This is a genomic window from Streptomyces sp. WAC00040 (assembly GCF_056835925.1).
Genome location: NZ_JAKQZE010000004.1, coordinates 461,457 through 473,732, shown reverse-complemented (window position 1 = coordinate 473,732; position 12,276 = coordinate 461,457). Strand labels below are relative to the sequence as shown.

Sequence of the window (12,276 nt, the reverse complement as noted above, 5' to 3'; positions counted from 1 at the left end):
ACGTGCGTTGAATGCAGCTTCCGGGGCTCGAATCTCGATGTAAGTTCGGCGCCATGAACGGGAATCGGGCCACCACGTGGGTCGAGGGAACTTCGGCCGATCTGGTCGCCGACGGGCTCGCGCTGGGCGTGAAAGCCAGTCCCCGGATGGTGACCTCCTGGGTCGAGGACGGCATGCCGGACAACCCCGAGCCGCGCAAGACCAGCGCGCACGGCAGTGATCCGCGGGTGTTCCCGCCCGAGCAACGCGAGTTGTTCACCAGACTTCTCGGGGCTCGAGAGCGCTCCCCGCTTGGGCGCATCCCGCAACGCTCCCTGATCCGCGTCGTGCTGTACCTGTGGCTTATCGACGACACGATCGTGCTCACCCCGCAGGCGCGCCGAGCCTGGCGTACCCATGCGCGCGCCACGGGCCAGACGACCGCCGTCCGGCGAAGTCAGAACGTCCGCGCCATCGTCGAGCAACTTGCCCACCCGTCAGCCAGCCTCAAGCAACGGCGCGCTGCCCAGCTCGTCCTTGAGGAGGGCGAGCGGACCGGGCGGATCGACATCGACAGACTGACTGCGGTCCTCACGGAGTTGTACTCGCCCTGGCCATTCCAGCCGGGTATGCCGAGGATCGAACGAGCCCTTCCCGGCCCGTTCGGGCCGGTCTTCGTCCAGCACCACATCGCTATGTGGAAGGCCCGCCGGCAAACGATCCGCCGCCGGCGGCCGGAGGAGATCGACGAAACCGAGCTCGACCGAGTGCGCGCCGTCTACAGACCGATGTGGGCCGACTACCAGGCCCGTCGGCCCGCCATGGCGACCATCGGCGCCGGAGAGTTCGCGGCTACTTCGCAGAGCCCGACACCATGGAGGGCCGCGCGATCGAGGCGGTCGATGCCTTTGTGGGAACGCTCGCCGGCGAACTCGGGCTGATCGAAGCCGCGTCCCATGCCGCAGAGACGGCACGCATCAGACTGGCGCGCTAACGGTCCCCGAGACCGCTCCACCGCATCCTCGCCGACGAAACCGACGGCACCGAGTGAGCCGTGAATACCCGTCAATGGCTTCCAGCGGTAGCGGCACGGGCATCGGCCGCGGCTTCGAGACGCCGGGACGCCGGATCGACGGACAGGGCGTAGCGGCTTCGCGTAGCGTGCTCAGGGACGGACCAACTCCCTTGGCTAACGGGGTGTTCGGCACGAGAGGCGGGTCGTGAGCTCCATTCCTGAGCGGTACACATGCGAAATGCATACCAGGTACGGCTACCTGGCCTGTTGGCTCCCCTCCACCCGGCTGGCGCTCGGGGACGTCGGTCTCCTCTCGGAGCACGGGTTCAGAAAGGTCAGCACGCTCGACGCGATGGGCATCGCGTTCACGAGGGGCGCCGAGAGCAAGATCGTCGATCTCGACTACTCGTCCGCGGACTGTGTCGCGGTGGCGGCCGACAACCGTCTGGAGGTCGCGCCCGCCGGCCTTGCGACCCGCCTGTCCATCACGTTCGACGAGGGCGGCGCGACGTTTTTCCAGGCGTCCGACTGCGTGCAGGAGTCCATGGGCAACATGCTGGCGCTGCAGGCGGCGCTGCGGGATCAGTACCGCAGTGGGACCTGGCGCCGCGAGTACGTCGTCGTGACCGAGGTCGTCCGTACCGGGCCCACAGCCATCCTGGTCTCGGAGCAGCAGGGAGCCCGGATCGACCTGCGGGTGAGCGCGGGTGTCATGGGTGGCCCGCTCGCGGTCGCCGGTGCGCTGGGACGGTACACCGTCACGTCCAGGTCCGGGATCGCGGCCAGCGTCCTCGCGCCGGATGGGGCCACTCCGCTGTTCCAGGCCGCGCAGCTGCGCCGGCGGCTGGTGGGACAGCCGGAGTTGGTGTTCCGTTCCGACGAGGACGAGGACGACGTGTCGCAGGGCGAGGCCGATGTGGTGGAAGGCCGCGCCGCGGCGGACGATCCGTCCGAGTGGGAGCTGGACCTCACCCGCCTGACCTGGTCCGACGTGGTCTCCTCGCAGCGGTTCGACGTGCACGACGTCCGTAGCGATCGGTGAGCGCGTCTCAGTCGGCCCGTGCGGGGCAGCCTTCCGTCCCCCGGACGGCCGCCTTGCACGCTTGCGTCGACGTCGCGCGGGCGCTGGCCACCGTCCAGGAGGCCCCGGTGCAGCTGATGGATCTACTGCTGGCGGCGATGTGCGCGGGTGATCCATCGTCCCGGGCACGGCTGGTGATGCACAACACCGCCGCGCACCACTTCCTCTCCGAGGAGCTCCGCACCGCGGTCGCCCGGGTGGAGTCCGACGGGGCTTACCGGGATGCGGCGGTTGCCTTCTCCCCCGTCGCGACCGCCGCGCTCGAGAGACTGGCGTTCTGGACGACTCGGACGGGCGACGCCTCCGCCGATACGGCCCACCTGCTGCTGATCTGTCTGGAAGCTCGCATGCAGGACGAGCAGGTGAGGCAGTTCGCCCACACGACCGGCCTGACGGAACGGGCCGTCGTACGCGGTGCCATGGCGGAACGCCACCGCGTCTGCCCCAGTGACCGTCAGTCCTCCGAACGGGGGCCGATCCTCTCCCCGCACCGTCCGAACCGGCCCGCGCCGTACGCGTTCAAGGCCAGGGCGGGGCGGCCCTACCAACACACTGTGCGGAGCATCACGCTGCGGTCCCAGATGACGGGCGCGGCCCACGTGAGCTCACGGGTGCAGGCCCATCTGATCCGGCTGCACATGTGGGTCCTGCTCTGGTGCCAGTTGCTGGTGCTGGCCACGGTGCTCGCGATGCTCTGGTCAGCCAACTACGTCACCCCGTGGTCGTGGCTGTGGCTGGGCAGCCTGATGGCGCGCAGGCAGCACCTGTCCCCCGGGGCGCGCCTGGCCGTGGACCTCGTCTGCGGCACGGCCTCGGTGTTCTTCGCCGTCCCCTGGTGGCTGGCCGTACTCGCCCTGTCCACACGGGTGCTCGAACTGCTCGACGGCCGGCTCGCCCTGCTCCAGGTCAGTGGTGACACCGGCGACGCGGCACTGACCGAGAAGGACATCAGGGCGGACCGGCGTGCGGACCGCCGGGCCGCCAAGTACTACCAGGTGCTCCGTGTGACGGGAAGGCTCTCGCCCGAGTGACCATGTCGGTCTTCGACCCCTTCGTGCCGCGCGTCGAGCATGCGCCACTGCAGGACTGGCTCGCCCGGCGCAACCGCCTCGACCAGGACGAGGCGGTCACCGAGTACGTCATCCCCCTGGCGTGCCTGTTCTGGACCGGCGTCTCCCTCTGGCGGCGGCTCGTTCTCCTGCCCCGCGCCGTCCTGTCGTGGTACGTATCCCGGCCCGGCCGCTCGGGGAGGCGCCGCATCGGGCTGTACGAATGCGACCTGATCGCCGTGCTCGACCGCGTCCTGTTGTGGCGGGTCCTCGGCCCGCGCGCGCTCGTGGTGGCCCTGGCGCTCGCTGTGTGCCTGTGGACGGGCACCCCGGGGTGGGCGGCGATCGCCGTCCCCGCCATGGTCTGGGCCGTCACCGGCTGGCGCCCGACCCGGGCACTCGTCCTGGTCGTACCCATCCTGATATGGACCACCCGGACCGCCCCCGACGTGCTCTACCTCGCCCTGCCCGGTATCGCGGCGGCCGAGATCGTCTGGCTGATGGTGTCCTTGGCGCGTACGGGCATGCTGGCGTCCGCGCCCGCCCACAGCCCCGTACGGTTCCTCGGTCGGGGCTTCCTGCTCCGCGCGCTCTGGGACCCCGCGGCAGCCCGTGCAGTGCTTGCCGTGGACAAGGCGACGCACGACGACCGGGCCCGGACCTTGTGTTTCACCGATGCCGACACAGGCGTGCCGCGAGGGCTGCGGCCGGTCCTCTTGCAGTGTCGCGCCCTGGCCGCGGCGGGCCGTCTCGAGTTCCAGGCGGCCATGGTGCTCTCCGAACAGGCGCGCGCGCTCGCGACGAACGCCCCGTCCCGGATCCGCGGCTGGTGCGCGCTGCATGCCGGGGACGTCCTGCTCGCCGCGGGCCAGCCAGCCGCCGCCGAGGCCCGCTGGCGGGAGGCGGCCGACCTGCTGGCCGGTGTGCCGGCGGCCCGCTACTGGGCCGCCCAGGCCGAGCTGCGCATGGGCGAGGCGTTGACCACGGACCTGACCGACACCGACCGGTGCCTCGAGGGCCTGCGGCTGCTGTGCCGGACCCGCCACGCAGCGGTACGCAGGGGCAATCTGGCCGTACTCGCGCGCACCGAGATGCTCCTGCTGCGCATGATGCACGAGGCGGGCAACACCATTGGTGTGGTCGAGCAGTTGCTGTCCGAGCACGAACGGAAGGAGGGAACGGTCGACCTCGGCGCCTCCGTCGCGGACCACGCGGCACAGACGCTGCTCCTGGTCACCCTGTACCTGGACGTCCTCGAGCACCCGGTCCGGTACCCGGAGGCCGACCTCGTCGACCCCGCCCGGCGCCGCGAGCGCTACATGCACGCCGCCGGCCTCATGGACGACGTACTGCGCCATCTGAGCAATTCGCGAATGCCCCTGCTCGAAGCCCACGCCTACGCCGTTCTCGCCCAGATCCAGCGAGCCGTCGGCCAACGCGAGGAGGCGTTGGGAAACGCGCTTGAGAGCCTGGGCGCCGTCCAGCGCGTCCGCTACCAATTGCCGACCGCCGCGTGGCGGGCCCACTGGGTCGCCTCTCACGCCCGCACGTACGCCCTCGCGCTGGACCTGGCCGCATCCGATCCCGCACTCGTCGGCGAACTGCTGGAGACCGTCCGCGCGCAGTCCGTCCCGGTGGCATCCGACGCCCCGGGCGGCCACCTGCGTGCGGTGCTCGACGCACTGGTCTCCAGTACCGGCCTGCCGCCGCCCGGGCCCCACGACAGCAAGGCGGATCAACGCGTCACCACCGATCCGCTGCTGACCGACCGCACGCTCACGGTTGGGCAGGCATCCTTCGTCGGCGGGCTGGCAGACAAGTCGGTCGACCTCGACGGCGAACTTTCGGTCATGCACCCAGGCGGCTGGTACTGGAGCTACGCCCGCGTGGGCGAGTGGCTCTACCACGCGGTACGCAGCCCTGAGGGGCGCTGGTACACCGAACGGCGTCCACACCGCGCATTCGCACCTGCCTACCAGGACCTGGTCATGCACTTGCCCGTGCGGCTGGCGGGTGTTGACACGCCCGCGAGGCGGCTTCCGGGCACCGCCCTGACTCTGGCGGGCGCCGACGATCCGGTGGCGTTGGAGTCGCTGACCGCGGGGCAGGTGTGGGCGCAGATATTCGACGCGCTCGGCGCGGCAATGGTCCCCACCGTGTTGCGGCAGGCCCTGCTCGCGGCACCGTCACCCGTACCGCTGGTGGTGGCTCCCACCGGAGCCCTCGCCCTCGTGCCCGTCTGCGCGTTGACGCTCACCCCGCAGCAGACGGTCCTGGACGTGGCCGAGGTGTCCTACCTCCCGTCGGTCGCCCTGCTGTCGCAGGCCCGGCGGCGCACCCTACGGGACGCGCCCCCTCCACCTCCTGGCTCCACCGACAGCCCGGCGCCGGCCCTGGCGGTCCTCGGCCCGGACCGGTCCCCGCAGCATCCCCGGCAGCGGCTGCGCCACGCACTCCGTACCGTCCCCGAGAACAGCGAGGTGGTCACCGGCCCCCTGACCCGGACCGCCCTGGCCGACCTGCTGGCCCGCGAGGGCATGGTGGAGACCGTGCTGTGCCTCGCGGGGCACGTCAATGTCCCGACGCCGGCTGACCCCGGTTCGTCCGGCTTCAGGTTCAGCGACGGCCTGTGGGGCATGCACGACCTGTACCGGACCGACCCGCACGGCGTGCCCCTCTACCGGATGCCCCACCGGGTACTGCTCGCGGCCTGCGCGAGCCTCGGCCTGTACGGGCAGCCGGACGGCGCCCACGCGCCCGTACTGCTGGACGTACCGGAATGGCTGGGCGTGGGGGCTGCCGCGGTCCACGGTGGAGCCCGGCACGTGTACTGCACCCTGTTCGAGCTCCTGGACAGCGAGCCGGCACGGCGTATCGACCTCGCCCTCGTCGACGCCCTCCGTCACCGCGTCCGCCCGGCGGCGGCGCTGCGCGCCGTCCAACGCGCGGAGCTGCACCGCTGGCGCAACGGCCACGGCTCCCTGCCCCTCGCGTTCCTCGCGTACGCGTACGTGGGACTCGGCGAGTCGGAAGGAAAGACGCTGCCTGCAACCACGGCGTTCACTGCGGCCCGGCCGGCCGACACGCCGGGCGCAGCACCACGTCAGGTGCCGGACCGGACGGCGCCAACCACCCCCACTGAAACGCCGGTTCGCCCTGTGCCCGGCAGACGCACCCCGCACGAGCCGTTCATCATGATGAAGAGGCACGCTCCGGACGGGACGGACAGTCGCGATGACATCCGGCACCCGCGCTTCGGACCCGACGGACAGGTCAGATTCACACCGTTCGACGGCGAGGTGGTCGGTCCCTTACCCGTTCGAGGCGCCGTGTGGACCCGGGAGGACCTGGACCTCGCCGCCTTCCGCTCCACCAGGAGCACCGAATGGCGGATCTTCGGTCTGCACCTGTACGTCACTGACGCCCGCCTGGTCCTGGTGGCCGACAAGCCGGACGCCCAAGCCCGCAGGGTCGCCGGACACGTCCGCTACCCGTGGGTGAGTTCCATCGGGTTCCGCCCCAAACAGAGCTTCCTCAACGACTGCGAGGTGGTGATCGAAACCCAGCAAGAGGGTATGGAGACCACCCGCACCACCCACCGCCTCACCCTGCTCTTCGACCACGCTACCGACAGCGGACGGCTCGCCCGACTGCTGGTCCGACGCCTCGCGTCACACCACCTCGCCGACGACACGCTCCCCACCTCCGTACGCCAGGACTTCGAGACGCTACGCGACGCCCCCGTCCTGCCTCCCCCGAGGAAGGGCGAGCACGCCACGTACCGGCCATCTGCCTTCAAGTACTACCCCTACGGGGCCGAGCACCTGCTGGGCCGGCCCCCAGATGGCATCTGGATCGGCCCCGGCCTGCCGCCGCAGCCCGAGTGAGCGGCGCTTGGTCCCGGGGCCGCAGCTCGGGCGGCCGCCCTGTCGGCCGGCTGCGGCCGTTGTGGGGACCGCACACTTCGACCGATAGCGCCGCCGTACTGGACGAAGTCGTGAAGGGCGTCGGAGCTGTCACCGCCTGGCGCGACCGCCTCCACGGCAAAGGCCTCATGGTCTCGATCGACGAGCACACCGACTTTCACCGCTTCCGGCGGGCCGGGTGGCACCATCCGCTCCACGTCGGTGCGATCGAGGTCGGCGGCTGTCACGTGCTCGGGATCGACTGGGACCAAGGCGACCACTCGATCACCGCGGTGAGCGCGACGCCGGCCAGGTCTATCCGGTCACACTTGAAGCCGACGAGGCGGGAGAGATGGTGATGCGATGGACCATCCCGCCCTACGACTTCGACGACGAGGGCGAGTGACGAGCCCAGCCCGGGGGATCCGCCACCGTTGTGAGACTGATCAACCCCGACACGTGATGAGACTGGCCGGAGAGCACCAGGTCAGCCGAGGCGTCCTCCGACACGAGCCGCGAGATCCTAATCCGTCGTAGTTATGAGCGATCCGCAGGAGCAGGGGCTTCTCGGAGCGTTCGAGTACCAGACCCTGACATCCAGGTACAGCCGGGCCGTGGAGGCCTCAACGCAGATCGGTGCGCGGTCGTGGTGCTCAGGCGGTGGCGGTCACGCGGGCGCCGGGCGGATGCCTTGCGAGACCCAGGCGATCAACGTCTATTTGTAGAACGACGGCGTTCAGCGCCTTCGTGCCCGCCGCCGCAGTCAACACCTACGACCTTGACCACTCGTTGGTGTGCGTAGTGCGAGCCCGCCGCACGGTGACTTCCTGATACGCCCGAGCCTTGCGAGCTCCCGTATAGACCGAGGCCCGTGGGGTGCGCTGGTGCCACGAACGGCTCGTGAGGTGGGGTTGCGTCCTGGGAAGTGGTGTACGGGTTCGACCTGATCCGGGGGTTTGCTCCGGCATCGGGATGGTGCCCGCATAGATGAACGGCCACCGGCTGATCTTCGAGATGTCGAAGCTCGAAGGAGATCAGCACGATGACCGCACCCGACAGTCTGCCCCTGCACGCCCTCGCCGAGGACAACCTCGCCGCGGCGAGTCCCGATCTGCTGCGCGCGATGATCAAGACGTTCGCCGACGCGCTCATGTCCGCCGAGGCCGACGCCCTCTGCAACGCCGAATACGGGCAGGTCAGCGACGAACGCGTCAACCACCGCAACGGCTATCGCCCGCGTGAGTGGGACACCAGGGCCGGCACCGTCGAACTGGCCATCCCCAAGCTGCGGCAGGGCAGTTACTTCCCGCACTGGCTCCTGGAACGTCGTCGTCGGGCCGAGCAGGCCCTCATCTCGGTGGTCGCCACCGCCTACCTGCTCGGGGTCTCCACTCGGCGGGTCGAGAAGCTCGCCGAGTCCCTGGGCGTCACCCAGCTGTCGAAGTCCCAGGTCTCCGCGATGGCCAAGCACCTGGACGAGCAGGTCGCCGCGTTCCGCAACCGGCCGCTGGACGCCGGGCCGTATGCCTTCGTCTGGGTCGACGCACTGACCCAGAAGGTCCGGGAAGGCGGCCGCATCATCAACGTCCACGCGCTGATCGCCGTCGGCGTCAATGCGGACGGGCACCGCGAGATCCTCGGCATCGACGTCGCCACGGCGGAGGACGGTGCCGGCTGGCTCGCTTTCCTGCGCTCGCTCATCGCCCGCGGCCTGACCGGCGTCCAGCTCGTCATCTCCGACGCGCACGCCGGCCTCGTCGACGCCGTTGGCGCCGTCCTGCCCGGCTCGTCGTGGCAGCGGTGCCGGACCCACTACGCCAGAAACCTGCTGAGCCAGGTCCCCAAGTCGGCCCAGCCCTGGGTGGCGACCCTGCTGCGGACCGTCTTCGAACAGCCCGACACCGACGCCGTGAAGGCCCAGATGCGGCATGTCCTAGACGCGCTGGAGGCCAAGTTCCCCAAGGCCGCAGCCCACTTGGACACCGCCCAGCACGACCTGCTGGCCTTCACCGCCTTCCCGCGTGAGATCTGGCGGCAGATCTGGTCGAACAATCCGCAGGAGCGGCTGAACAAGGAGATCCGCCGCCGCACCGACGTGGTCGGCATCTTCCCTGACCGCACCGCCGTCCTCCGGCTCGTCGGCGCGGTCCTGGCCGAGCAGAACGACGAGTGGACCGAGGCTCGCCGCTACATGGGCCGCGAGCTGTTGGCCAAGGCCCGCCTCCACCCGATCGAGTCAGAATCCGACGACACCGTCCTGCCCACCGAACTCACCGCATAGCCTCAAAACGAGATCACCGAGTGGCCGTCGATACACCACTCCAGCGGACGTGACCTGAGGTGGTGGCCCGACCGCGATGCGGCCGAGGCCTGGGATTAGGTCGCTGCGTGGCCCGCATGCGCTCGTGAAGCGCGAGCTCTTCGACGAACAGTCCGCGCTCCCACGACTGCCTGAGTTCGTCGTCAGCGCGGCTTGACCGGCAGCAGTTCGGTCACCCAGGCCGGCAGCTCGGGGTCGTCGCGCCAGGCTGCGGTGATCGTGAGTAGGGCGTCCCACGATGCATCGGCGATGGGGCCAGGGGCGCCATTCTCCAGCTCGGCATACAGCCGACTGCACAGGTGGGACGTGACGTCGTACAGGGTCCCGTTAACCTCCGCCACGCGTGCCAGAGCGGACCCAGGGGCGTGGGGCGGCTCTCCGTTGAGCCGGATCGTGGGGACCGGCAGCGTCTGTCCGTCCATGGACGAAGTCCCGCAGCGCGACCACTTGGTCCCACGTCGGCAAAGAGCGCTGGACAGAGGCCGATTCGGTCATGCGGCAAGGCTATCCGCGAGGTCGCCGTTGTTCGAGGCCTCGACGCCAGTAGCTTGACGGCATAGCAACGTGAGGTGTCTACACCTGCTCGCCCCCCCACGAAGCCGCCCGCCCACGATCGCCAACCGCGTCACCGACATCGTCCCGCTCAGACGCCTCCAGTGAGCTTCGGCTGACCCTCACCGATCACTCGGGCCCGCTGACCTGACGGCCGGCGGGCCCGCAACGGTCAGGCCACCGAGCGCAGATGGTCCAGTTCGCTGCCGATCGCATCCCGCAGTACGTCATGCTGCGGACCGAGCCTGAACTGTTCGTCACTCCACCGTTCGTGCGGATAGAGCCACACAGGCTTGCCCACCAGATCGGCCGGCTCCCAGTCGAACCGCGGCCAGACATGAGCGTGCAGGAACGGGTCCGTGTTCCCCAGGATCTCCAGGTTGACCCGTCGGAAAGCCGGGTCCAGCCGCCGGCAGGCACGCTCGACCGCTTCACCGAGCTGGTCCATGTCGGACAGGAACGACAGCCGCTTTGCCTTCGGCAGGTCCGACAGACGTTGCACATCCGGTTCGTCCACGAGCAGAACCGAGTAACCCGGCAGGAACTGAACATCCCCGATCACCGCGAACCCCGACGTCAACCGTCGAAGCACGGTCGGGTTCTCGCCCCGCAGCGCAGTCCCGATCCGGTCCATCCGCCAGTCACCAGTCATGGCCAGAACCTGCATTTCGGTGATCAGGGACTGCTCTTCGCTCCCCATCGTCCTCACACAGTTCAAGGACGAAGCAAGTGGGGCGAGGAGCGGCTTGGCCGTCTTCTTCAAAGATCCCGATCTACCCGTCCACGCCAATCTTCAGACTCAGGAATGCCCAGTTCCCGCCTGGTGGAACGCAGAGCGAAGATTCCGCACCCAACCATGATCCTGAATCCATGTTGAGCCTCGATGGGCACCGCCCTATCGGCACTGTCACCTGTGTCGCTGTAACTGCTCGCGATCTCCGAAGGTGGCGCAAGCGTCGAGGCCAACATCACCGCATGGTCGACTTCCTGGTCAGGATGATGCGAGCCGAGTTCGACGGTTGCCCTCTTGGTGACGCTTCCCTCTGGGGTGCGACTGCTCCTTTCGTGCACTGGCGTGAGCAGCAGCGCCGCTGGCTTGCGGGCCTCGATCCCGAGGCGGCGAGCCTGATCCGCGGGTGCAGGACTTTGTTGAGTGGCCCGCACCCTGACCAAGGGAGCTCGCCAACCTGCTCATCAGCCAGGTTGGCAAAGGCTCAACGCCCGGACAACCGGACGATGCCCGACGACTCGGTCCGAGCGGCCGCACGCCGATCGTCTCATCGCAGGCGCGGTGGGTGCGCGCTGACCTTGTGTCACCGCCCATGAACGGACCGAAACAGGTCAACTACCGATGAAGAACATGAGGAACCAGCTGGACGGCATCAGCGACCCCAGACCCTACGAGGGAAAACCGTCGCCTCGCTCGGCATAAACCTTCATCGCCTCGCCCAGAAATTCGACCATGCGCGGGTGATAAGAATTATGATAGTCCCTCATGGAGTCGTTCTCTGAATACAGTAGCGCCATGCCGATGTACGCCTTACGGCTAGGGGTGTAGAAGCGGCAGGCTATCGCGAAATGCCTTCGAATGAAATCCTGAATGTGCTCATCTCCTGGCAGGGAGCCGTCCAAGCAGGATGCGACTTCTTTGTAGAGAATGTCCCAGTCCTGATGGACCTGATTTTTTGTCCACATGCTCCCAGTCATTTGTTTCGGAGAGGCTCCGTCCTTGCTCCGTGGCCAATGACTGCCGACATTCGTCTGCGTACCGCTTATCCATGGCGCCAAGTATCATGCTTTTCCCATCGATTGTGGCAGTGGATGCTGGAGGCGACCGAGCATCAGCAGTGATCCGCTGCTGGTTCAGGCTGAACAGTGACACACCACCCATGGGCCGAGCAATGATTTATTGAGCTCTTTCAGTGTCGCCGCTCCAGGGTGAGGATAGCCGCGGTGATGGTCATGCGACTGTGGGTGTGACGGTGGCGTCGCCGGCTTGGTGGCGTCGGTAGAAGTACGTAAAGCGCTACGGCATTTCGGGGTGAGGTGATGGCCGGGGATGGTGTGTCAGTGAGCATTTTCCAACCTGCTCGCCGCGAGCGTGGTGCTCGGCTGGTCATGCACCTTCAGTGTCAAGTCCCTCCGCGGACTGGAGCAGGTACTCCGGCAGTTTCGAACTGGCCGCCAACACCTCGATGCCGATGAGGCGGCCCTGCTCGTCGAAGTCGAGGTTGATCACGCCGTCGACGTCCACTGGATCGCAGGGATACATGTGCGCGGACGTCACGCGGGCCTGCGGTTCGGTGAGGTATACGTACGCTGCGTTCACGGTCTTGTCGTAAGTGACTCTGACGTCTGTCACGGTGAGCGGTCTC

General features: G+C 68.4%; 9 protein-coding genes. 5 read left to right on the top strand and 4 right to left on the bottom strand.

Annotated features, from left to right (window positions below):
- The first annotated feature begins 11 nt into the window (after nucleotides 1-11).
- The 5 genes from MDN94_RS32605 to MDN94_RS32585 all read left to right on the top strand — a co-directional run bounded on the left by MDN94_RS32605 (nucleotide 12) and on the right by MDN94_RS32585 (nucleotide 9,310).
- A complete protein-coding gene (locus tag MDN94_RS32605; RefSeq protein ID WP_482729440.1) occupies nucleotides 12-920 on the top strand; it encodes a hypothetical protein in 909 nt (302 codons plus the stop codon).
- A gap of 312 nt (nucleotides 921-1,232) precedes the next feature.
- On the top strand, nucleotides 1,233-2,036 hold the full coding sequence (locus MDN94_RS32600) for a hypothetical protein (RefSeq protein WP_482729439.1): 804 nt from the start codon (nucleotides 1,233-1,235) through the stop codon (nucleotides 2,034-2,036).
- Between the two features lie 53 nt (nucleotides 2,037-2,089).
- Complete coding sequence (locus MDN94_RS32595) at nucleotides 2,090-3,106, top strand: hypothetical protein (protein WP_482729438.1); 1,017 nt, start codon at nucleotides 2,090-2,092, stop codon at nucleotides 3,104-3,106.
- Nucleotides 3,103-7,011, top strand: coding sequence for a hypothetical protein (locus tag MDN94_RS32590; RefSeq protein ID WP_482729437.1), 3,909 nt, complete (start codon nucleotides 3,103-3,105; stop codon nucleotides 7,009-7,011). Before MDN94_RS32595 ends, MDN94_RS32590 begins: the two co-directional genes overlap by 4 nt.
- Before the next feature lie 1,060 nt (nucleotides 7,012-8,071).
- On the top strand, nucleotides 8,072-9,310 hold the full coding sequence (locus MDN94_RS32585; RefSeq protein ID WP_482725288.1) for an IS256 family transposase: 1,239 nt from the start codon (nucleotides 8,072-8,074) through the stop codon (nucleotides 9,308-9,310).
- Between the two features lie 182 nt (nucleotides 9,311-9,492).
- Here MDN94_RS32585 and MDN94_RS32580 read toward each other — a convergent pair whose 3' ends face one another.
- The 4 genes from MDN94_RS32580 to MDN94_RS32565 form a co-directional block, all read right to left on the bottom strand.
- Nucleotides 9,493-9,771, bottom strand: a complete 279-nt coding sequence (locus MDN94_RS32580) for a hypothetical protein (protein ID WP_482729436.1) — start codon at nucleotides 9,769-9,771, stop codon at nucleotides 9,493-9,495.
- A gap of 302 nt (nucleotides 9,772-10,073) precedes the next feature.
- Nucleotides 10,074-10,553: a diadenosine tetraphosphate hydrolase gene (locus tag MDN94_RS32575; protein WP_482729836.1), complete on the bottom strand. Its 480-nt coding sequence runs from the start codon at nucleotides 10,551-10,553 to the stop codon at nucleotides 10,074-10,076.
- Nucleotides 10,554-11,299: 746 nt separating this feature from the next.
- Entirely contained in the window at nucleotides 11,300-11,608 is a 309-nt protein-coding gene (locus MDN94_RS32570; RefSeq protein WP_482729435.1) for a TipAS antibiotic-recognition domain-containing protein, read from the bottom strand.
- Between the two features lie 409 nt (nucleotides 11,609-12,017).
- Nucleotides 12,018-12,263, bottom strand: coding sequence for a DUF2283 domain-containing protein (locus tag MDN94_RS32565; protein WP_482729434.1), 246 nt, complete (start codon nucleotides 12,261-12,263; stop codon nucleotides 12,018-12,020).
- Between the last annotated feature and the right edge of the window lie 13 nt (nucleotides 12,264-12,276).

Excerpts from the sequence above, each read along its gene's own strand:
- MDN94_RS32570 (WP_482729435.1), bottom strand. The coding sequence starts at position 11,608 with ATGACTGGGAGCATGTGGACAAAAAATCAGGTCCATCAGGACTGGGAC.
- MDN94_RS32575 (WP_482729836.1), bottom strand. The coding sequence starts at position 10,553 with ATGACTGGTGACTGGCGGATGGACCGGATCGGGACTGCGCTGCGGGGC.
- MDN94_RS32600 (WP_482729439.1), top strand. The coding sequence starts at position 1,233 with ATGCATACCAGGTACGGCTACCTGGCCTGTTGGCTCCCCTCCACCCGG.
- MDN94_RS32585 (WP_482725288.1), top strand. The coding sequence starts at position 8,072 with ATGACCGCACCCGACAGTCTGCCCCTGCACGCCCTCGCCGAGGACAAC.
- MDN94_RS32580 (WP_482729436.1), bottom strand. The coding sequence starts at position 9,771 with ATGGACGGACAGACGCTGCCGGTCCCCACGATCCGGCTCAACGGAGAG.
- MDN94_RS32605 (WP_482729440.1), top strand. The coding sequence starts at position 12 with ATGCAGCTTCCGGGGCTCGAATCTCGATGTAAGTTCGGCGCCATGAAC.